We start from the raw sequence: 21,542 nt of genomic DNA, 5'->3' as shown, positions 1-21,542 counted from the left end.
ACACACAATTCAATGTTAAGGGTGATTGGTTTGCGAATTAATAAATATATAAGCGAATCTGGTATGATGTCGAGACGAGAGGCGGATAAGTGGATTCAAGCGAAGAAAGTAACCATCAATGGTGTCATTGCGGAGCTCGGGAGCCAAGTCGAACCTGGTGATGAAGTATTCGTCGATCAACGACCCGTGAAGATCGAACAAGATTATGTCTATATTGCTTTAAATAAACCAGTTGGAATTACCAGTACAACAGAACGCCATATCAAAGGAAATATTGTCGACTTTGTCAATCATCCGAAGCGGATCTTTCACATCGGACGCCTTGATAAAGATTCAGACGGTTTGATTTTACTGACGAATGACGGAGATATTGTCAATGAGATTTTGCGTGCAGAGAATAAACATGAGAAGAAGTATATCGTCACAGTCGATAAACCGATTACAGCCGAATTTTTACAATCGATGGCGGCCGGAGTAGAAATACTTGATACGAAAACCCTTCCTTGTAAAGTGAAGAAGCTCTCCAAATACGTATTTGAGATCATCTTAACCCAAGGACTAAACCGCCAGATTCGCCGGATGTGTTCAGCACTGGGCTATCAGGTCCGCCGTCTGCAGAGAATTCAAATTATGAATATCCATCTTGATGATCTCCCGATTGGAAAATGGCGTGACCTTACTCAAGAAGAGCTTGATCAGCTATTTAAAGAATTGAATTATGATCCGCACAAGAAGAAATAATACCGGCAATCCCCCGTGAAACACTAAGTTTGTTTCACGGGGGATTTTTTTGTAATTAAATATTTTTCCATTAAATTCATTGTTCAATAAACTTTCATTTAAATGCCAGTATTTCATGACATTTTCCCCATATTTTCAAGTAAACTATTAGAGCAAGAGTTTTATATTTCATGAGTGAATCGGGTGAAAGAAAGGAGCAGTGATTAGTTATATGCAAGAGTTAACGATTCATTTTAATAATTCAGAAGTGTTCAGCCATTTACGGTCAGGTATTCGATCTTACCTCCACCAATCCATTCCTTCTAACCCGACCATAATAGAAGTTGCTTTTAATGAGGCCGTAAATAATGCTGTTAAGCACAGTAAAAATGCCGGCAATCCAACCGTTACTGTGGCCGTGAGAGTAAAAGAGAGAAAGCGCTTGCTGATTCGGGTGAAAGACCAAGGCTGCGGTTTTCCTGCTTATGAAACAATGAATAGATTAAATGACGCTTACAGCCAGAGTTTGCCAGATGAGCTGTTGATGAAAGAATCCGGAAGAGGATTAATGATTATGAATCAAGTCATGGATAAAGTGATTTATAACAAGCAAGGGAATGAAGTGTTACTAATGAAAAGGCTCTAACCTGCCATTGTCTACTTGCTCGAAAGGATGGCCTTTGATGAAGATTCAAAACCTAAGTTTAAAATTTAAAATCGGCCTTATTTTCACACTGTCTCTCCTGCTCAATTTCATTGGATTTATTGTCATGATTCAATTTATTATTGATCACAAAAAAGATGGAGAGTTAATGAATACGGCGAATTCACAGTTGCTGCTCTCTCAGCAAATGATGAGCGAAACCGTTCTAGTCTCAGAAGGGAATCGGTTTTTAAGGCAGCACCTTTCTTCTACTTTTGATGAATTTGAAAATAACCAGAAGAATTTATTAAATGAAAACACCCGCCTGTCCGAAATAAGAGATAAGGAAATCAAAACTCAATTGCTCGAAGTATGGCGTCATTGGGAAGTTCTGAGACCACAGTTAGAGGAGTTTTTAGCTGACACCCGCACTCTTCAAGATGTCAGCTCACTTTCTCCTCTTCAAGAAAATCATCAGCTATTGACAGACTCTGTGAAACAAGTCGTTTCTCTGCTCGAAATCCGGTCTGAACAAAAGGTGGAAGTAATTTATTCTCTACAAATTCTCATCATGTTCGTCAACTTCTGCATGTTCTTGTTTGGACTTTGGGCAAGCACCCATCACATAGTCAATCCGCTTGTCAACATTATTGACAAAATGAACCGGGTATCGGAAGGAAACGTTCACATTAACCGAATCAAAGTGGAAAGAGAAGACGAGGTGGGGCAGCTTTCGAAAGCCTTTAACACCATGATTTCTAATTTAAAGCACTTAGTCACAACGGGAAATATTCAAAAAGAATTTCTTCCTGCGGAGCAATCGAATGACCATTTCGCCATTAAAACCATTTACTCTCCCTCTGACTATGTCAGCGGAGATTTTTACGATTATATATGGAACAAGGAAGAAGGAAAGCTGTACGGCTATTTAATTGACGTGATGGGTCACGGACTCAGCACCGCGCTGCAGGCCTCTCAGCTTCACGTATTATTTCAGCAGGCCTACTCACATTCTCACCTGTCCATTGCTGAAAAAGTAAAATGGGTCAACGATCATTCTATGAAATTCTTTTCAGATGATACATTCGGAGCCGGCATTTGCTTTGAATTTAATTTTAAAACCAATTCGCTGACCTACTCCTCCTGTGGAATCAATTATTTTCTCGCATCCACCGAGGAGGTACAAGGATTAGTAAAAGTTGAAGGCGCCTTACTTGGACTATCTGAAACAATGGATTTCGATGAAAGAGAATTATCATTCAGCTCCGGAGACCATTTTTATTTTCTAACCGATGGCATACTGGACATTTTAGATTTGCATTCATTTGATGCGATCCGTCCATTTCATTCTATTTATTCACAGCTTCAGCTAGCCAGTGAAAGTAATTTGGTAAAAGATGATGCTTCTGCGATATGTTTTAAGATTATATGATAAAATTGTAAATATTCAAAATGTTTAACAAGTAGTTAAGTGAATGCGGGATCCTACGGAGGGATTAAACATGAAGATGAAATTAAAAGGAAAATTACTAGCTAGTTACTTCTTACTTATCACTATTCCATTAATCATACTGGCAGTAACGTCATACAATATGACATCAAAAGCTTTGCAGAAGACGATTGAACATGAATTAAAGGAAACGACCAAGCAAACGGCCCTGGCTACTAACCAAACGCTGGACGGAGCTAAATCGATCTTAAGTATAATCAGCAAGAATCCAATTATAACCGAAGCGGCTCCTGCTCAGAATGACCAAGCTAAAAAAACGGAAGCCTTTAATTATATTCAACAAGTCCAAAAAGAAAACAGCAGCCTTTTCGAAAATATTCTTATTTCTAACCAAGACGGACAAGCCTTTGTCATGAACTCAGACATGAATGCGAACTTGGACTTATCCTACCGGGAATATGTCAAGCAAGCTCTGGCTGGGAAAGTCGGTATCAGTGACGTGCTTATCTCTAAGGCAACGAACGAACCCATTGTAGGTGTTGCATTTCCCTTAAAAAACGGCAGCAGCATAGATGGGGTTGTCATTGGAACCATTAATTTCGGACAAATAACAAAACACGTAGAGAATATTAAAATTGGAGAATCTGGTTACGCTTATATGATTAACCAGGACGGCCTAATTATTTCGCATCCAGTAAAAGAGAAAGTATTGAAAGAAAACCTTTCTAACAATAACAATCAAGAATTAAAGAGTTTAGTAGACAAAATGAAAGCTGGAAAAGCTGGCGAAGGCTTCTACACCTATGAAGATGTGTATAAATTTACCTCTTTTCAACCTACAGGGAACAATTGGACGATTGCGGTTACAGCTAATTATGATGACTATATGGCTCCTGCTTTAAAAATTAAAAAAGATTCGATTATTCTAACAGTACTTTCGATTTTAGCTGCCGTTGCCATTGCCTATTTCATTGCTATGAGTATCATTAAGCCGATCCGCCACCTTCAAAAATCAATGGAACTTGCGGGTAATGGTGATTTAACGGTTCAAACGAATATTCAATCGAAGGATGAGCTTGGCGAGTTAAGCAGCTCATTTAACTCGATGATCCATAATCAATTAAATATTATTTCAAAAGTATCATCAGCTTCAGATGAATTAGCCGCATCATCCGAAGAAATGGCTGCTTCCACCGAGCAAGTCACGACCGCTTCTAGTGAAGTTGCACTAAATACCCAGCAGCTGGCGCGCGATGCCGAAACAGGCAATCATAATGTATTAGAGGCTTCTCAGGCTTTATTGGAGCTATCCTCTCTTATACAAATAGCCAAGAACAAAGCAACTACCGCCGATGAACATTCTCAGGTAACGCTGACCTCAGCAACCGACGGAAAACAAACCGTTCTCAATGTCATCAACAAAATGGAAAATATTAAATCAAGAACAGAAGAAACAAAGAATCATATTTCTACACTAGAAGAATACACGAACGAGATTACGGTCATTACCGACACAATTACTCAAATCGCTGACCAAACAAACTTGCTTGCGTTAAATGCAGCGATCGAAGCCGCTCGTGCAGGCGAAGCAGGAAAAGGATTCGCTGTCGTAGCTGACGAAGTACGAAAGCTGGCAGAACAATCGAACCAAGGTGCGTCAGAGGTAGCCGCCCTCGTGAAGAAAATTACCGAAACCACAGCAGATACCGTGGTGGCGACAGATTATAACCGTAAAGAAGTAGATGAAGGAGTCGCTGCCGTTAAACGGGCCGAAGAAGCATTAGAAGCCATTGTTGCCGCAGTTGAGAAAACAGTAGATGAAGTCACCGGCATTGTCCATGTAACAGATAACGAAGTCGCTACTTCAGAGAAAATTGTCGAATTAATTAATTCCTTAGCATCCTTTATTGAAAACACAGCAGCGAATGCTGAGGAGGTTTCCGCTTCTACAGAAGAAACTTCAGCTGCTATGCAAACTATTGCGGCCACAACTGAACAAGTTAATGCGATGGCATTTGAATTAAGAGAATCTATCAACACGTTTAAATTGCATGAAGAGGAGTGATCATCATGAAGAAAGAAATATTCGTTCAATCGAACCAAGTGATTATTAAATTGTATGACGAATTCTATGTAGAAGACGCTTCCTCTTTAAGAGAAAGTATGCTGCCTTATTTTGAAAAGAACTACACGGATTATGTTGTTGATTTAACTAACTTAAAATACATTGATAGCTCTGGTTTAGGTGTGTTAATCGCTATTCATAAGAAAGCCAAAGCTAATAATGGCAACGTCATCATTAAAGGAATGAATGGAGCAGTAAAGGAATTATTCGAATTAACCAGGTTAACAAAAGTTTTTGACACTCAATAAAAAAAGAAGAGGAGCTTCCCCAAGCGTGGGGGTGAGCTTCTCTTCTTTTTACTTAATTTTTTTAGGTGCTGTGAAAGAATTGCGTTGTTTTTTATTTTGATTAATACTAAACGGAAAGGAAATATTTATGTTTAAAAAACTTGATTTTGAGATTCCAAGTTCTGGAGCAGACATTGTTAAAATTGTTAATATTGGTGACCTTGATCAGACCATTTTAATTCAATCATATGATATTTCTAATCCTGTATTGTTATTTATACATGGTGGACCCTCTATGCCCTTACCTGGAGTATCTTCTAGAGGAAAAGATTATACCGTAGCAACAAATACAAAAGAATTAGTAAAACACTATACAGTTGTTTTTTGGGATCAAAGAGGAACAGGGAAATCGTATCACAAGGGCATTCCTCAAAACACAATGAATTTTGAGCAATTCATTAACGATGCGAATGAAATAGCAGATTATTTAAGAGGTGAATTTAATGTTGATAAAATCCATTTAGCAGCCCACTCTTTTGGAACGTTAATTGGAATGTATTTAGTTAATAGGCAGCCGAATAAATTTCATTCTTACACTGGTTTATCCCAAATTGTTAGCTGGACAAATAATGATAAACTTTGTTATGGGTGGGCGATGTTAGAAGCAAAAAAAAGAAACGACAAAAGAGCTATTAAGGAGTTAGAAGCAATCGGGGAACCACCATATATTAGCAGTTATAAAGAGTGGGGAGTTATTAGAAAATATCAAATGAAATATAGTTCAATGATTTATTCTGATAACGAAATTAAGCATCCAGGTTTATTCAAGATTACATTAGATATGTTTTTCTCAAAAGATTATACTTTAAAAGATATGTTCAATACATTTTACAAAGGATTTAAATTAATATATTCTGATGAGTTTATTAAAAGCATACCAAATATAGATGTTAAGAAGGAAGTTAAAGAAATAAAAGTCCCAACAACGTTCATTCATGGCAAGAAAGATGTTCATGTTCATTATGATTTACTCAAGGATTTCATGGATAATATAAAAGGGAAAGAAAAGATCAATTTGCACTGGGCGGAAAACTCTTCTCACCTGTTTCATCCCAATGATACAAAAATTATTGAGAAGATATTAATTGAACAAATTAATCATTAAAAAAACTACCTAATTAAGGTAGTTTTTTGTTGATAAGTGAGTTTTATCTTGCTTTAGTTTGATAAAATTTCAAATGCCAATATCATTCTTTCACAGAACTATTTTTTAAAAGCCTCATGCACCTTCAGCTGTTTGCCTTTAACAGTTGTCCGCTTCATCTCTTTTAGAACAAGGGGACCTTTTCCGTTTAAAATATCTACATAGGAGACGTTATCCTGGATCGTAATAATCCCTATATCTTCTGCGTTTACACCTTCAATTTTTGCGATCGTTCCCACAAAATCAACGGCTCTTATTTTCTTTTTCTTGCCCCCGTTAAAATAAAGCTTCATGATTTCTTGATTTAATTGTTCATTTTTATCGGCTTTTAATTCAGGCATTGAGTTTAGTTTCTCTTCAAACTCGTCTTTTTTAGTCGACACTTCTTCTTTAGACGGGGCATCTTTTCGTTGAATATCCAACCCAATATAAGCTTCAATATCCGAGAGGAACTTCTCTTCATAAGGAGTCACAAAGCTGATTGCTTTACCTGTTCTTCCCGCACGTCCTGTTCTACCGGCCCGATGGACATAGCTTTCCTTCTCCATCGGAAGGTCATAGTTAATCACATGGGTAATATTTTCAATATCGATTCCTCTCGCTGCTACGTCCGTCGCGACTAAATAGCGAAATTCCCCTCTTTTAAACTCATTCATCACAGCAAAGCGGTCGTCTTGGCTCATGCCCCCATGAATCTTATCACAAGGATAATCGAGTCGGTCCAGCTGCTGATAAATTCGGTCTACCTGTTCCTGCGTCCGGCAAAAGATGATGCAGCTATCTGGATTTTCTACAATCGTAACATCCTTTAATAACTGAAATTTTTCCTCTTCCCTGACAATAAATAAGGAATGGTCAATCCGGTCTGCTGTACTCACCTTCGATTGAATTTCAATATCTACAGGGCTTTTCATATATTTGTAGCAGAGCTTTTCCACATCTTCAGGCAATGTAGCTGAAAACAGCATCGTCATCCGATTCTTTGGCAGTTCGTTAATAATAGCCTCTACTTGGTCAATAAATCCCATATTTAACATCTCGTCTGCTTCATCTAAAACAAGGTATTTCATGCGGCTTAAATCAAGCGTGCCTTTTTCAATATGATCAAGCACACGTCCAGGCGTTCCTGTAACCACATGGCTTTTTTGTTTTAACTCCGCTTTTTGTCTAGCAAATGGCTGTTTACCGTAGACGGCTGTCGCTTTGATTCGCTTAAATCGCCCGATATTCGTGATGTCTTCTTTTACTTGATCGGCCAGTTCTCTTGTTGGGGTTAAAATTAATGCCTGCGGCTTATTTTCTTCCCATTCAACCAATTCACAAATCGGAATGCCAAAAGCAGCCGTTTTTCCGCTTCCTGTTTGAGATTTCACAGTCAAGTCCTTCTTTTCGAGAGCTGCTGGAATGACTTCTCTTTGTACCTCAGTTGGCTCTGTATATCCTAAACCTTCTAATGCCCGAACAATCTCCGGGCTTAACCGATAATCTGCAAAGCTTATTTTACTCATGTCGTAACCTCTTCTGTTTATATAATCTTTTCAATGATAAAAATCAGCTATCATCTTCCTTATGACATTATAACTGAACATCCGGCGGAAACCGAATGAATCAATATAAGTTCAGCATCACTTACTTCTTCCATGCTTGAAGCAAAGGGCCGCTGTCCCCATACACAGGATCAGTTTGGGGAATAGAAACATTGGCGATTTCACTCATAGATTGTGAATGAATGCTCGGATCACTCTTTCTCATATTATAGGATTGTCCATTCGGATAGGCACCCACCACTTGGAAGTCTTGACTGCTTTCTAGCTTCTTATGACCCGTTCCTGCCGGAAGAACCAACACATCACCAACTGATAAATTCAAATGCTGTCCCTTTTCCCCGCCAATGAGAACAACCGCACTGCCTGCCTTCACTCCGAGCACTTCATGAGCATTGCTGTGATAATGGTGGAAATCGAAAATGCCGTTGATCCAGCTGTTGCTCCACTGATGACGATTGAAAATATGCTCGATTTCATTTGGACAATCTTTAAACGGACCTTCATACACCAATACAGGCAGATCAGGGTTATTGGGAATGATCCCATCATCTTGAAGCATAAATGACTTGAACGGCGACTTCATACCTTTTCATCCTTTCCTGCATATTTATCCATAAAGAAGGTTCCATAACGTATTTTATGGACTTCTCGTATTAAACGTATCTCCGCTTTTGATGTCTCCAGCTTGAAACCCTTTATAAAACCAGCTCTTCCTTTGCTCCGATGTACCATGAGTAAAGCTTTCCGGCACCACATATCCCTGCGCTCTTTTTTGAATCGTATCATCACCTACTGCACTCGCAGCGGTTAGGGCTTCTTCTAAATCTCCCTCTTCAAGAACGCCCATACCTTGTGCATGGTGAGCCCATACACCCGCATAGTAGTCTGCCTGCAACTCAAAACGGACGAGGTATTTATTAAACTCTTTTTCACTCATTCTTTGGCGAAGCGGCATAATCTTTTCCGTCGTGCCTAAAAGTGTCTGTACATGATGGCCTACTTCATGGGCAATCACATAAGCCATCGCGAAGTCTCCTGGCGCCTTGAATTTCCGGTTAAGTTCTTCATAAAAGCTTAGATCAATATACAGCTTTTGATCACCCGGGCAATAAAACGGACCAACGGAAGACCCTGCCGTACCGCAAGCAGATTGAACACTTCCTGAATATAAAACAAGTGTCGGCTCTTTATACACTAACCCTTCTTTTCTAAACACATCACTCCATACATCCTCGGTATCTGCAAGAACGACTGAAACAAACTGTGACAGCTCTCTATCTTGGTCTGTTTCTTCGTATGTGGCTGTGTTATCTGCAGGCAAGCTATTGAGAATTTGGCCGGGGTCTCCTCCGAGAAAAGCAATGACGAGAAAGAGAACTAATCCGCCAATCCCTCCCCCTATAAGCCCTTTGCCTCCCATGCCTCGCCGATCTTCTACATTTGAACTTGCTCTTCTCCCTTTCCACTGCATGGAAATCTCTCCTAACACTTGATATGATGGCGTATACGAAATGTATATTATTAGTGTTATACCCCGGTTGGAGAGAACTATTTATTTTCAAAAATTTTTTTATTTATTTGCTGAATGGTTCATGATTCAATGGCCTTCGCCACATCATATAAATCAAGATCAATATCTACCTCTTCTCCTGCAGCCAGCTTAGCCAGTTGAGCGCCAAGAAAAGGGCCAGCGGTTAAACCAGACGCGCCCAAGCCGTTGGCAAGAAATAAATTCTCATAACCGGGAACTTGTCCGATTACCGGAAGAAATCCTGGTGTAAATGGTCTAAAACCAACTCTTGCCTCGACAAAGGTACTTTCTGAAAGACCAGGAGCGATAGACAGTGCTTTATCAAATACTTCATTCAATCCTCCTGCCGTCACACGCTGATCAAATGCCTTATCATTTTCATGCGTGGCGCCAACCACGACTCGGCCTTTATCAAAAGCTAAAATATATTGATCGTTTGGCGGCATTACCACAGGCCACGAATCTGTTTCGTCCTGTTCTTGCTGAAGGTGTACAATTTGTGCTTTCTGAGCACTCAGAAGTAAACGAATGCCTAGAGGCGCCAGTAGTTGATCTGCCCACGCACCTGCTGTAACGATCACTCCGTCAGCTTCAAATTGCTGCTCACCAACCTTGACAGAAAGAGTGGAGTGTACGTCTTGTTTTAACTCAGCAGACCCTTTCACAAGAGTCGCCCCATGCTTTACAGCGCCATTGATCAATGCGTTTCTTAACGCTCTTCCATCCACTCGTGCGGCACCGCTAATAAACACCGACCGATAATCGTGGGTTAAGGCGGGGAATAGTCTTACTGTTTCGTCCTGCGAGAGCTGTTTAATCTTCCCGATTTCCGCAGCATCTTCCCGTCTTTGGAGCGCTCTCTCTTCCATTTGAAGCAGCTTGCCCTCGTCACTATGTAAACTGATCGCTCCCACCCGCTTATATCCAGTATCAGTTTCTCCATCTTCTTTTAACTCTTCAATCAACGTTTGGTAATGCGCTGCTCCTCCTTTTGCCAGTGCATACCATGCTTTATTTCGGCGCTGAGACAGCCATGGACAAATAATTCCGGCAGCTGCATCTGTAGCTTGTCCTGCGTCCTCTCGATCGATAATGGTTACATTTTGCCCTGATCTAGCTAAGTGATACGCTGTTGATGCTCCTAAAATTCCAGCACCAATCACAAGATAATGTTTCATTTTTGCTCACCTTCTCAAGTAAATTTATTGCCTCCATTTTACATGAGAAAACATCTTTTTGTTTCATTGAAATGGAAAAAGGGATTCATCGTACTTATTCTGAGACAGAAACAGGGTATTAAGAGCTTTATATTTGAAAAAACAATAAAAATTTTGTCGAAAAATGTAAGCACATACATATAAGCCGTTATTGGATTTCTCTCATATTCAATCCTTTCGTTTGACGAAGATAACCAATTTATTCCCTTGACGTTCGATTTCTCTATGTATTACAATGTGCAAATGCTTTGCCCTGTTGTTATATTGATATAATTAAAACTTACTTTAAATTATGAGAATATTTTAAAGTAAGTATTTTTTTGTGAAAAAGATCAACTATAACAACTAGAAGATATTCACAACTAAATGGAAGGTGATATACATGTTAGGGATCTTAATCGGCTTAGTGCTATTAATGGTTCTCGCTTACTTTGGCTGGTCCATTATCTGGCTGGCTCCTTTAATTGCAGGGGTTGTTGCTTTCTTAAATGGTATGAACATCCTTGATACCTATACCGGTGAGTATATGCAAGGGTTTGTAGACTTTACGAAAGCATGGTTCCCAGTATTTATGCTCGGTGCGATATTTGGAAAAGTGATGGACGACACAGGCGCCGCCAAATCTGTAGCCATGTGGATTACAAAAGTAATCGGCAAGAAAAGAGCTATATTAGGGGTGCTTATTGCCTCTGCTGTACTTACATATGGCGGAGTCAGCTTGTTCGTCGTTGTATTTGCGGTTTACCCAATCACTCTAGCTCTTTTTAAAGAAGCAAATATTTCGAGGACGCTTATTCCCCCAACTCTTGTTCTTGGGGCATTCACGTTCACTATGACAGCCGTGCCTGGCTCGCCGCAAATTCAGAACTTGATTCCAATGAATTATTTTAAAACGACGCCAATGGCTGCACCGATTATCGGGATTGTCGCCAGTCTAATTATGGCTCTCGGCGGATATTTTTACCTTGCTTACCGCCAAAAGAAGTTGGAGGAGCAAGGCATTGGTTATGTAGAACCGGAAGAAAAAGCGGAGAATGAGGAAAAAGACACGGAGGAGAAAGAGGTCTCCACGCCTAATCCATTCTTATCATTTTTACCACTAATTGTTATTGTAATATTATTAAATGCGTTTCACATTGATATTATTATCTCGATGATCGTAGGTATTTTATTAACGATGATTTTAAATCCGAAAAAAGTGAAAGGCTTTCTTGGATCCATCAATGCGGGTGCAAAAGGAGCTGTCGTAGCTATTATTAATACAGCCGCGGCTGTAGGTTTCGGTGCTGTTGTAAAAGCCGTTCCTGATTTCTCTAAAATCACGGATATGTTAATGGGAATTAAGGGCAGCCCTTTAATTTCAGAAGCGTTGACTACTCAGCTGATGGCTGGTGTGACTGGTTCTGCTTCAGGCGGTATGGGAATTGTACTAGAGGCCTTAGGCTCACAGTATTATGATCTGGCGATAGCTAGCGGAATCAATTTAGAAGCGTTTCACCGCATCGCCTCAGTGGCATCAGGTGCATTAATTCTTCCGCATAACGGCGCATTATTGACGCTGTTAGCTGTTACAGGCATTACACATAAAGAATCATATAAAGATGTATTTGTTATTGGGGTTATCATTCCAACAATTGCAACAGTTGTAGGAATTGTATTAGCTACTATAGGGATTATCTAAGAAGGAGATGCAGTAAAGATGGTTGAAAATAAAGTCGTTTTAATTACAGGTGCAGCGCGAGGAATCGGGTTTGAAATTGGTGAAAAGTTCGCTGAAAAAGGTGCGAAAGTCGTTTTAACTGACCTAAACGAAGAAGGCGTAGTCGCAGCTGCTGACTCTCTTGTTCAAAAAGGGTTTGACGCATACGGCATTAAAGCAAACGTAACGGTTGAAGCCGATATCGAAAACATGATTGCGAAAACTGTAGAGAAATATGGCCGCTTAGATGTTTTAATTAACAATGCAGGCATGCAGTTTGTATCACCAATCGAAGAATTCCCAACAGAGAAATTCGAATTGCTGACAAGCATCATGCTGACAGCGCCATTCATTGCGATTAAACACGCTTTCCCAGTGATGAAAAAACAAAAATTCGGACGTATTATCAACATGGCTTCCATCAATGGTCTTGTTGGATTCGCAGGCAAAGCAGCTTATAACAGTGCGAAGCATGGTGTGATCGGCTTAACGAAAGTAGCTGCTCTTGAAGGTGCTGCTCACGGAATTACAGTGAACGCTGTTGCTCCTGGTTATGTAGATACACCGCTTGTACAAAACCAATTAAAAGACTTGGCTAATACAAGAAACGTTCCTTTAGAGAAAGTTCTTGAAGAAGTCATCTACCCATTGGTTCCACAAAAACGCTTGCTTTCTGTAGAAGAAATTGCTGATTACTCTCTATTTTTATCAAGCGATATGGCTAAGGGAGTAACTGGTCAAGCAGTTGTCATCGATGGCGGATATACAGCTCAATAATTGAAATATGAGGGGGGCTTCTTGTTGAAGCCTCTCTTTTTTTATAGGCAAAAAAGGCTGACAGATTAGTTTCTCTGCAAGCCGGTTTGATAAGGTATATGAAATGAAGTACAGCAGAAGGCGTTAGTATAGGCTGCTTAATAAAATATTGGAATAAAAAATAACTGCATCGAAATATGAGTAAACATATGAGCTAAAATTGCAAATTCAAGACCTTTTTTCCAATATAAATAGCCAAAGACTAATCCACCTATGCTGTTTAAAAATAAACCTCGAATGATTAAATCAGTGGTTAATTCACCAAAAGCCATTTGAGTTGCTGGAAAGTGACCAATGGCGAACATTAGAGAAGTAAATACAATGGCAATCCAATAATATTTACTAGAAACGCTCTCCTTTGTCAGCTTGAAAATTTTCATAAATAGCCAAACTGTTAAAGACATCAAGAAGAGCCTTAACAGTATTTCTTCAAAAACACCTCCATAAAAAACACCTGCTATTAATGCTATGAAAGAAAATTCCGGGTGATGTTCTGCTATCATAGGATTTTGATATTGAAAATAAAATCTATCATAACTCATAAGAACAAAACCTAAACCTATCCCACTGATTATTGATAAAATTATAGATTTTTTATTCACTTTAATTTTAGCTTTGCTAACTATTGAGTCCAGGATATTTAAAGAAAAGCCAGTTTTTCTGGCTAATTTAATACCTATTAAACTCAAAACAAAAGAAACGATGAACAACTGCAATGAAGCGATTATTTGCAGCCCAACCATTGGCAGCGGCATAGTTGCCAACATATCTTCATATTTTTCCGGCATTAAATCTTGCAGCATTTGAAGTTGATATGGAACAGCAAAAAATCCCGCAATAAAGCACAGAGCTGCTAAGAATAATGAAATCTTTAAGTTAATTTTCCCCATTTACTCATCCCTCTTTTTATCTATCCTCTGTGTGGTCACAATCGTAGACAGCGTTCGTCTTCGCCTATTTTCCCCGGCTTCGTTTTCTAGCAGTTTCATTAACTTATGACCAATCGTTTCAACCAATTCCTGAAACTCTTCGTCGGTGGCATAAAATGTCGCCTGCCGGTAGCCCGCTCCATCCTTTACGAAATCAAACGAATCATCGCTTACATAAGACTCAAAATCAGACAGAACGGTCGCCATAAATTTCATAAAATAATTCATATGTTCTTCAGCCGTAGCTGTCATAAATTCCTCTGCCGTAACCGTGCCCGGCTGTGATGGCAATGTATAGACTTTTTCAATCGTGCCTCTCACCCGGTTTTCCTCTGCCACTTCAATGAGATCTGCTTCTAGCAGCTTTTTTAAGTGCCGGTACAATGTTGCCTGCGGGATCTCCGGAAGCTTCTCTCCTATCTGCTGAACCGTTAATTTCCTTCCATTCACTAATGTCTGCACAATCTTAATTCGCACCGGATGAAGTAACAGATCTGCTTTAGACTCTTTCATATGTTCCTCCTTTTAACGTTATCATTATCAATAATGATAACGTTATTTTTTAATAGTGTCAATTGATTTTTTGAAACAGTGGGGACGGTTCTTGTGTTTCATCTAGCAGTGTGGATACAACACTAGCATCGTTCCAGGTCGCAAACAGTTTCCAATTCACGCTTTTCTTTCCGGTTTCACGCCCATTTATAATTCTTTTTAATACTGTTTTATTGTTATTCCTGCTAATGGCGTGATTTTGCTTGATCTCACGCGGCATTCTTTCTAAATAACGCATTATTCTTTCTGATTCGCCGTTTATTCTTTCCAATTTTCCCGATATTCTTTCCAGTTTACCGCTTTTTCTTTCTGATTCCACTGTTATTCCTGCCAATGCCTTGATTTCACTTGATCTCACGCGGCATTCTTTTCAAATTACGCGATATTCTTTCCGATTCCACTTTTATTCCTGCCAATGCCTTGATTTCACATTTTCCCACGCGGCATTCTTTCCAACTCCACTTCGTTTCGATCCGATTTCCTCTTTATTCCTGCCTAGCTGCGGATTTCTTTCATAACAAAAAGCCCAACCCTTGGATTAGGCTCTATCTTTTAATCACCGATTGCACCTTCTGATTCAAACCGTCCCCGTGTTGCTTTGAGAATGAATATGATAATAGGCTCATATAATACCTTGAAGTATGTTTGTCAGAAGAAAAAAGAAGGTGAACTATGCATGAAGTAATCATTCCTTTCATTGTTTATATAATTCCTTCATTTGTCTTACTCTGCATGGCCGTGAAAGTCTTGTATCGAAACCCCACAAAAACAGAACACCGTTTGTTAAGCTTATATATTTTCTGTTACGCCAATTTATTTTTAGAAGAGTATATCCGCCATTTGCTTCCTTTAGAATATAGTCCAGCTCTTGTTACGTACTGGTTCGGCAATGTGGGAGTATTAATGCCTTGTTTATTTTTTCACTTTATCGCCAAATTCTCTACTTACGACCGAAAAATACCCGCTTATTTTTATCCCTATATTTTTTACATGCCGCTGCTTCCGGTGATCTTCACGATCGTCTTTCAGAAAAATATTATGAACAGCCAATATTTCTATCAATTTGGATTGTGGAAATATCCAGAATTTAATACACCCTATCTTATTACATTAACAGCAGGAAATCTTTTTCATCTGCTGATCCTCACCTTACTATGGTATATCCGATCACAAAAAAGGCTGAGCGGCCACAAAAAGATTTTAACTTTGCTTTTGAATTCAGCCGCATTTGTGCTCATTTGGGATATCATTTTTGGCTACTTCAATTTTCAAGGAATTATTCCTCCCTATCCATATATTTTTGGCGGGCTGATCTGGATTGCTGCATTAAGTTATGCGACACAGAAATACGATTTTCTTTCTTCTTACAATAAAAGGTTTGAAACGTTATATAATTTAAATCCAGCTGCTATTTTACTTGTTAATCAAAAAGGATTCATCAGCGATTGCAACCCTGCTGCGCACAAGCTTTTACAGACCTGCGCTTTAAAGAAACAGCAATTTCATCAGCTGATTTCAACAGATGACCAGGAAGAGTGGATGCTATTCTATTCCAGGCAGTTTGCCACTGAAGACAAATTCAGCAAGTACGAAACCAAAATCCAAACTCCGTCAAATGGAGAAAGGTTTATTTTAATTGAAGGAGATTTTGTTTTAATAGAAAACGAACCCCATTTTATTTTAATTATTCAGGATATCCATGATTATAAAGAAGCCGAAAAAGCGATTCGATTCCTAGCCTATCACGATTCTCTGACCAAGCTGCCTAATAGACGTTATTTTTACGAACACATTCAATTACCTCGCGACCAAAAAGTAGCCATTCTTGTGATTGATTTAGATGAATTTAAAGCCATCAATGATCGTTATGGCCATCAAACCGGGGACGATTATTTAGTTCATTTCTCTCAACTATTGATGCAGCATACACGCCAAGAAGGGGTAGCATCAAGGGTGGGCGGTGATGAGTTCTATGTATACCTTCCTTATTCAGACCTGATCTTTGTCCATGAATTTACTCAGCAACTGCTTGTTTCCTTTAAAGAGCACCCTTTTAAAACCGAGCACCAATCCCTCCCCATTCAATCAAGCATCGGCATCAGCCTCTATCCTGAACACGGAACAGATTTGGACACCTTGATTCACCGAGCAGACGAAGCCATGTACCAAATTAAGCACACAGGGAAAAACGGATATAAAATTGGGGTCAGACCCCCGGCGCGTTAACGCTTTAAAGCCGCGGGGGTCTGACCCCAAATCTAGTAATTACCAACTATTTCATATACACTTATTTACAACAATATTATTGAAAACGTGGTGAATGGCTTGTTTAAGATCATGTTGATTGAAGACGATTTTACTTTATTTAATGAGATGAAAGACCGCTTGTCTCAATGGTCTTACGAAGTATATGGGGTGGCTGATTTCAGCGATGTACTGCTGGAATTTTCTAGTATAAAGCCGGATTTAGTCATTATCGATATTCAATTGCCGAAGTTCGATGGCTTTCACTGGTGCCGGATGATCCGATCACACTCGAACGTTCCCATCATCTTTCTATCCTCTCGTGACCACCCGACAGACATGGTGATGTCTATGCAGCTTGGAGCAGATGATTTCATCCAAAAACCCTTTCATTTTGATGTTCTAATCGCGAAGATCCAAGCGATTCTTCGCCGGGTTTATAACTACAATACAGAACAGGTGAATCTAAAAACCTGGTGCGGAGCAACAATCGATTATGAGCGAAATATGGTCACTAATGATGCGGGGTCGATTGAACTTACAAAAAATGAACTATTTATACTAAAGCAGCTGATCGATCAAAAGAATAAAATCGTCTCTAGGGAGAGTTTAATGAATAGCTTATGGGATGATCAGCGGTTTATAAGCGACAATACCTTAACCGTCAACGTCAATCGTTTAAGGAAACGGCTGGATGAGATTGGGCTAGGCACTTTTATCCAAACCAAAGTAGGACAAGGCTACATGGCGGTTGAAGAGGTCCGTTTATGATTCGAAGCTATTTAATTGAACGCCGAAGCTGGATTTTCTTATTTATATTTCTACAATTGCTTTTTTTATTAATTGCTTATGTTGATCCAAATATCCCGCTCTACTCCATCATGTATGTGGTCTTTCTATCTATCATTATTTTCATTCTGTTTCTTGTTTTTCGTTACCAGAAAGAAACGGCCTTCTTTAGACGTTTAGAGGAGCGTGATCAAAATTTCGATCTTTCCGGAATTCCCGCAGCAGACAGTCCATTTGAAAAAACGATAGAAAAACACCTGATCGAACAGACTGAGCAATTTAGAACCACTGTTTCAAAAAACCGAATTGCTTTAGAGCAGGAAAAAGATGATATGTTGTCATGGATTCACGAAGTAAAAACTCCTTTGACTGCTTTGCATTTAATGATTGAACGCCTAGAAGATCCCTTATTACGGTCACACTTAACCTATGAATGGACACGCATCCACCTTCTGCTCGATCAGCAGCTTCATCAAAAGCGCCTGCCCTTTATGGAAAATGATTTATATATTGAACAAACTAACCTAGAATCTATTCTTTTTAGCGAATTAAAAACCTTGCAGTCCTGGTGTATACAAAAAGGAATTGGTTTTGACATTCAGCTAGAGGTAACTGAAGTATTGAGCGATGCGAAATGGCTAGCTTTCATCCTTAGTCAGCTATTAACAAACGCAGTAAAATACAGTGATTCTTCCGATATCCTAATTAGAAGCTATCAGCTCGATGACCATACTATTCTTGAAGTTGCAGATAGCGGCCGCGGGATTGACCCGAAAGATTTGCCGAGAATATTTGAGAAAGGCTTCACTTCCACCACTAACCATCTGGATCATGCAGCTACGGGAATGGGCCTTTACTTAGCGAGAAAAGCGGCCAACACTCTATTCATACATATCGAGGTGCAATCAGAGCTTCGGCTGGGAACCACCTTTACGCTAAAATTTCCAACAAGAAATGAGTTTGTAAAAAGGAGGGGCATGTGACGAAAATGTCACATGCTTTTATTATTTGTTCGGCCAATCAAAGGAAAAGAATTCCTTCCCTTTTTATAATAGACGTATCAGACCAAATGGAGGATGACAAATTGAATATTTTAGAAGCCACGAAACTTCATAAAAGCTACGGCAATAAATTTAATAAACAAGAAGTGTTAAAAGGAATAGATATTCGCATTCAAAAAGGGGAATTCGTCAGCATTATGGGGCCATCGGGTTCAGGAAAAACGACTCTGTTAAACGTTTTGTCCTCCATTGACCAAGTCAGTGACGGAACGATACAAATTGAAAATCAAGACATGACCAAAATGAAAGAAAAACAACTGGCGGAATTTCGGAAAAATCATTTAGGATTCATCTTTCAAGACTATAATTTGCTGGATACGTTAACGGTAAAAGAAAATATTCTCCTGCCTCTTTCTATTACTAAAACACCTAAAAAAGAAGCCGATCAACGATTTGCTGCGTTAGCCAAAGAGCTGGGAATTTATGAACTTAAAGATAAATACCCGAACGAAATTTCTGGAGGACAAAAACAGCGTACTTCTGCCGCCCGCGCTTTTATCCATGAGCCAAGTATCATCTTTGCTGATGAACCGACTGGTGCACTCGATTCAAAATCCGCTTCAGATTTATTGAATAAACTTAGTGAATTAAATCAAAAACTGAAATCTACGATTGTGATGGTCACTCATGATCCGGCAGCTGCGAGCTATTGCAGCCGAGTCATTTTTATCAAAGACGGCCGAATCTACACTCAGTTAAATAAAGGAGAACAGGACAGACAGGTTTTCTTTCAAGACATTATGAAGACACAAGGTGTATTGAGCGGGGTCACATATGAACGTTAATCAGCTGATCTATCGAAACTTGAAGAAAAATTTAAAGAACTACTATTTGTACGTCTTTGCGTTAATATTCAGTGCCGCTCTTTATTTTGCCTTTGTGACTTTGCAATACGATCCATCTATGGATGCAGTGAAAGGGACGATTAAAGGCGGTGCATCTGTCCGAGCCGCTTCCATTCTGCTTATCGCCATCGTCTCTATTTTTCTCGTCTATGCCAACGCGATTTTTATTAAGCGCCGCAGTAAAGAAATCGGCTTGTTTCAACTAATCGGCCTGACGAAAGGTAAGATTTTTCGCCTTCTCAGTTTAGAGAATTTTCTTCTCTATTACAGTTCATTAGCGATCGGCCTATTCGTTGGATTTTCTTTTTCAAAGTTAATTATGATGATCTTGTTTAAAACCACTGGGGTAGACAACATAGCCAGCCTTCACTTTTCTATGCAGGCGTTCAGTCAAACGCTCATCGTATTTTCTGCGATCTATGTACTGATTCTCGTAATGAATGCTTTATTTATTAAAAGACAGAGCATCTTGTCTCTGTTTCGCGTGACATCTACTGCAGAAGCTAAGATTAAAAAGTTAACCCGATTAGAAATGATCATGGGTGCTCTAGGGTTTTTATTAATCGGTTCCGGATACTATGTTTCCTCTAAATTATTTGAAGGCGATTTTGTCACTATGATGGAACTGTTTGGCGCGATGGCTTTTATCTTAGCAGCAGTCATCCTCGGCACCTACTTTTTCTATAAAGGATCTGTCAGCTATATTTTCCATTTCGTCAGAAGGAAGAAGGATGGATATTTATCTATTAACGAAGTGCTTTCGCTTTCATCTATTATGTTTAGAATGAAGTCGAACGCCTTGCTGCTGACAATTATTACGACGGTATCTGCATTAGCCATTGGATTATTATCGCTGAGCTATATCGCTTACTACTCCGCAGAAAAGACGGCAGAAAACAATATACCCGCTGACTTTTCCCTTACTGGTTTGCCGGAAGCCGAACAGTTTAAACAGAGTTTAACCGAACAGCAGATTCCTTATCGTGAAACAATCATTGAAGTGGTTCAAGTCACAATTGATGGGAAAAGTATATTAGATGGGAATACAGAAGGCTTGAACGTTGATCCTTCTGCTATGCCTTTGCCGATTATAAGTGACCAAGCGCTTCCAGACATGGACGTTGCGGCAGGTGAAACCTATTTAACCGGCTACAATGATTTAATGCAGAAATTCATGCCTCTTAAAACGTCGGGAAAAATTGAATTGAAAGGAAAAACAGAAGTCGTTAAGCAAAAATATTTAGGGTTAAAAAAAGAGTACCCTATCTCCTGGTACTTCACTAACGGAGGAATCCCTGTCGCCATCGTGGATGAAACGGTCTTCCAGCGCTTAAAGCAGGATAAGGATCCAAAAGTCCAGAAGAAATCCAGCCACTATGTGGGGATTCATATCAATGAGGAACGTCATCAAGAGAAAGCAAACCAGCTGTTTCTTAAACTGGGGCTTAATAAAGCAGATAAAGGTCTATCTCATGAATCTCAGCTGGAGATGAGTCAGTCCATGAAAAGACAGATGGGGTTAATTATGTTCATCGTCGGCTTTTTAGGGCTTACCTTCTTAATTACATCTGGATGTATTCTTTACTTTAAACAGATGGATGAAAGTGAAAATGAGAAGCCTAACTATACCATTCTTAGGAAGCTTGGCTTTACTAGACAAGATTTGCTAAAAGGCATTCAATATAAACAAGTCTATAACTTTGGCATCCCTTTAGCGATTGGCCTTCTTCACAGCTACTTCGCTGTACAATCAGGCTGGTTTCTGTTTGGCACAGCTGTCTGGACACCGATGATCCTCGTTATGGTCATTTATACAGTCCTATACTCCATTTTCGGTGTACTGTCCGTTCTCTACTATAAGAAAGTTATTAGGGATTCATTGTGAAAAAGGGTCAGACCCCCGGCGCGCTAACGCTTTAAAGCGCCGGGGGTCTGACCCTTTT

Annotated in this window: 20 protein-coding genes and 1 pseudogene; 14 read left to right on the top strand and 7 right to left on the bottom strand. The window is 39.4% G+C overall.

From position 1 onward, the window contains the following. Positions 1-12 precede the first annotated feature (12 nt). The 7 genes and pseudogenes from rluF (at position 13) to JOC78_RS05680 (ending at position 6,330) form a co-directional block, all read left to right on the top strand. Positions 13-741: a 23S rRNA pseudouridine(2604) synthase RluF gene (rluF, locus tag JOC78_RS05705; protein ID WP_204553544.1), complete on the top strand. Its 729-nt coding sequence runs from the start codon at positions 13-15 to the stop codon at positions 739-741. A 199-nt stretch (positions 742-940) separates the two neighbouring features. After that, the gene (locus JOC78_RS05700; protein WP_204553543.1) at positions 941-1,366 is read left to right on the top strand and encodes an ATP-binding protein; all 426 of its coding nucleotides are present in this window, start codon (positions 941-943) and stop codon (positions 1,364-1,366) included. 37 nt (positions 1,367-1,403) lie between these two features. Beyond that, complete coding sequence (locus tag JOC78_RS05695; RefSeq protein WP_204553542.1) at positions 1,404-2,795, top strand: SpoIIE family protein phosphatase; 1,392 nt, start codon at positions 1,404-1,406, stop codon at positions 2,793-2,795. A 43-nt stretch (positions 2,796-2,838) separates the two neighbouring features. Then, positions 2,839-3,918: pseudogene (locus tag JOC78_RS17840) on the top strand (cache domain-containing protein); the annotation flags it as partial. Next, positions 3,919-4,878: a methyl-accepting chemotaxis protein gene (locus JOC78_RS17835; protein WP_420829911.1), complete on the top strand. Its 960-nt coding sequence runs from the start codon at positions 3,919-3,921 to the stop codon at positions 4,876-4,878. 5 nt (positions 4,879-4,883) lie between these two features. Next, complete coding sequence (locus JOC78_RS05685; protein WP_204553540.1) at positions 4,884-5,186, top strand: STAS domain-containing protein; 303 nt, start codon at positions 4,884-4,886, stop codon at positions 5,184-5,186. A 127-nt stretch (positions 5,187-5,313) separates the two neighbouring features. Then, a complete protein-coding gene (locus JOC78_RS05680) occupies positions 5,314-6,330 on the top strand; it encodes an alpha/beta fold hydrolase (RefSeq protein WP_204553539.1) in 1,017 nt (338 codons plus the stop codon). A 98-nt stretch (positions 6,331-6,428) separates the two neighbouring features. Here the strand turns inward: JOC78_RS05680 and JOC78_RS05675 are convergent, their stop codons facing one another. From JOC78_RS05675 to JOC78_RS05660, 4 genes are all read right to left on the bottom strand, one after another. Next, the gene (locus JOC78_RS05675; RefSeq protein ID WP_204553538.1) at positions 6,429-7,877 is read right to left on the bottom strand and encodes a DEAD/DEAH box helicase; all 1,449 of its coding nucleotides are present in this window, start codon (positions 7,875-7,877) and stop codon (positions 6,429-6,431) included. A gap of 121 nt (positions 7,878-7,998) precedes the next feature. Beyond that, positions 7,999-8,499, bottom strand: coding sequence for a cupin domain-containing protein (locus JOC78_RS05670; RefSeq protein ID WP_204553537.1), 501 nt, complete (start codon positions 8,497-8,499; stop codon positions 7,999-8,001). 54 nt (positions 8,500-8,553) lie between these two features. Beyond that, entirely contained in the window at positions 8,554-9,387 is an 834-nt protein-coding gene (ypfJ, locus tag JOC78_RS05665) for a KPN_02809 family neutral zinc metallopeptidase (protein ID WP_204553536.1), read from the bottom strand. A gap of 119 nt (positions 9,388-9,506) precedes the next feature. Continuing rightward, entirely contained in the window at positions 9,507-10,625 is a 1,119-nt protein-coding gene (locus JOC78_RS05660; protein WP_204553535.1) for an NAD(P)/FAD-dependent oxidoreductase, read from the bottom strand. Between the two features lie 421 nt (positions 10,626-11,046). On the opposite strand from JOC78_RS05660, the gene JOC78_RS05655 reads away from it, so the two are divergent. Then, the gene (locus tag JOC78_RS05655) at positions 11,047-12,345 is read left to right on the top strand and encodes a GntP family permease (RefSeq protein WP_204553534.1); all 1,299 of its coding nucleotides are present in this window, start codon (positions 11,047-11,049) and stop codon (positions 12,343-12,345) included. An 18-nt stretch (positions 12,346-12,363) separates the two neighbouring features. After that, on the top strand, positions 12,364-13,140 hold the full coding sequence (locus JOC78_RS05650; protein ID WP_204553533.1) for a 3-hydroxybutyrate dehydrogenase: 777 nt from the start codon (positions 12,364-12,366) through the stop codon (positions 13,138-13,140). A gap of 137 nt (positions 13,141-13,277) precedes the next feature. On the opposite strand, the gene JOC78_RS05645 is transcribed toward JOC78_RS05650, so the two are convergent. Genes JOC78_RS05645 through JOC78_RS05635 form a run of 3 tightly spaced genes read right to left on the bottom strand, consistent with a single transcriptional unit; the run spans position 13,278 to position 14,979 of the window. Continuing rightward, positions 13,278-14,069, bottom strand: a complete 792-nt coding sequence (locus JOC78_RS05645) for a CPBP family intramembrane glutamic endopeptidase (RefSeq protein WP_204553532.1) — start codon at positions 14,067-14,069, stop codon at positions 13,278-13,280. Further along, positions 14,070-14,621 (bottom strand): helix-turn-helix domain-containing protein, encoded by a 552-nt coding sequence (locus JOC78_RS05640; RefSeq protein ID WP_204553531.1) that lies wholly within the window; start codon positions 14,619-14,621, stop codon positions 14,070-14,072. A gap of 58 nt (positions 14,622-14,679) precedes the next feature. Next, entirely contained in the window at positions 14,680-14,979 is a 300-nt protein-coding gene (locus JOC78_RS05635; protein WP_204553530.1) for a hypothetical protein, read from the bottom strand. 353 nt (positions 14,980-15,332) lie between these two features. On the opposite strand from JOC78_RS05635, the gene JOC78_RS05630 reads away from it, so the two are divergent. From JOC78_RS05630 to JOC78_RS05610, 5 genes are all read left to right on the top strand, one after another. Next, entirely contained in the window at positions 15,333-16,886 is a 1,554-nt protein-coding gene (locus tag JOC78_RS05630) for a sensor domain-containing diguanylate cyclase (protein WP_204553529.1), read from the top strand. A 99-nt stretch (positions 16,887-16,985) separates the two neighbouring features. Further along, complete coding sequence (locus JOC78_RS05625; protein ID WP_204553528.1) at positions 16,986-17,675, top strand: response regulator transcription factor; 690 nt, start codon at positions 16,986-16,988, stop codon at positions 17,673-17,675. Further along, positions 17,672-18,676, top strand: coding sequence for a sensor histidine kinase (locus tag JOC78_RS05620; protein WP_204553527.1), 1,005 nt, complete (start codon positions 17,672-17,674; stop codon positions 18,674-18,676). The genes JOC78_RS05625 and JOC78_RS05620 overlap by 4 nt, the downstream gene beginning before the upstream one ends. 101 nt (positions 18,677-18,777) lie before the next feature. Continuing rightward, positions 18,778-19,539, top strand: coding sequence for an ABC transporter ATP-binding protein (locus tag JOC78_RS05615; RefSeq protein ID WP_204553768.1), 762 nt, complete (start codon positions 18,778-18,780; stop codon positions 19,537-19,539). Then, on the top strand, positions 19,529-21,484 hold the full coding sequence (locus JOC78_RS05610) for an ABC transporter permease (RefSeq protein WP_204553526.1): 1,956 nt from the start codon (positions 19,529-19,531) through the stop codon (positions 21,482-21,484). The genes JOC78_RS05615 and JOC78_RS05610 overlap by 11 nt, the downstream gene beginning before the upstream one ends. Positions 21,485-21,542: the final 58 nt, after the last annotated feature.

The sequence above is a fragment of the Bacillus ectoiniformans genome (genome assembly GCF_016908875.1).
In the GTDB taxonomy this organism is placed as follows: Bacteria; Bacillota; Bacilli; order Bacillales; family Domibacillaceae; genus Bacillus_BX; species Bacillus_BX ectoiniformans.
The sequence above is the reverse complement of the archived record's forward strand: the minus strand, read 5'-3'. Positions and strand labels throughout refer to the sequence as shown.

Coding starts and splice junctions, on each gene's coding strand:
- JOC78_RS17835 (WP_420829911.1), top strand. CDS start 3,919: ATGATCCATAATCAATTAAATATTATTTCAAAAGTATCATCAGCTTCA.
- JOC78_RS05620 (WP_204553527.1), top strand. CDS start 17,672: ATGATTCGAAGCTATTTAATTGAACGCCGAAGCTGGATTTTCTTATTT.
- JOC78_RS05660 (WP_204553535.1), bottom strand. CDS start 10,625: ATGAAACATTATCTTGTGATTGGTGCTGGAATTTTAGGAGCATCAACA.
- JOC78_RS05630 (WP_204553529.1), top strand. CDS start 15,333: ATGCATGAAGTAATCATTCCTTTCATTGTTTATATAATTCCTTCATTT.
- JOC78_RS05680 (WP_204553539.1), top strand. CDS start 5,314: ATGTTTAAAAAACTTGATTTTGAGATTCCAAGTTCTGGAGCAGACATT.
- JOC78_RS05695 (WP_204553542.1), top strand. CDS start 1,404: ATGAAGATTCAAAACCTAAGTTTAAAATTTAAAATCGGCCTTATTTTC.
- JOC78_RS05655 (WP_204553534.1), top strand. CDS start 11,047: ATGTTAGGGATCTTAATCGGCTTAGTGCTATTAATGGTTCTCGCTTAC.
- JOC78_RS05650 (WP_204553533.1), top strand. CDS start 12,364: ATGGTTGAAAATAAAGTCGTTTTAATTACAGGTGCAGCGCGAGGAATC.
- JOC78_RS05685 (WP_204553540.1), top strand. CDS start 4,884: ATGAAGAAAGAAATATTCGTTCAATCGAACCAAGTGATTATTAAATTG.
- JOC78_RS05640 (WP_204553531.1), bottom strand. CDS start 14,621: ATGAAAGAGTCTAAAGCAGATCTGTTACTTCATCCGGTGCGAATTAAG.
- rluF (WP_204553544.1), top strand. CDS start 13: ATGTTAAGGGTGATTGGTTTGCGAATTAATAAATATATAAGCGAATCT.
- JOC78_RS05670 (WP_204553537.1), bottom strand. CDS start 8,499: ATGAAGTCGCCGTTCAAGTCATTTATGCTTCAAGATGATGGGATCATT.
- ypfJ (WP_204553536.1), bottom strand. CDS start 9,387: ATGCAGTGGAAAGGGAGAAGAGCAAGTTCAAATGTAGAAGATCGGCGA.
- JOC78_RS05675 (WP_204553538.1), bottom strand. CDS start 7,877: ATGAGTAAAATAAGCTTTGCAGATTATCGGTTAAGCCCGGAGATTGTT.
- JOC78_RS05610 (WP_204553526.1), top strand. CDS start 19,529: ATGAACGTTAATCAGCTGATCTATCGAAACTTGAAGAAAAATTTAAAG.
- JOC78_RS05645 (WP_204553532.1), bottom strand. CDS start 14,069: ATGGGGAAAATTAACTTAAAGATTTCATTATTCTTAGCAGCTCTGTGC.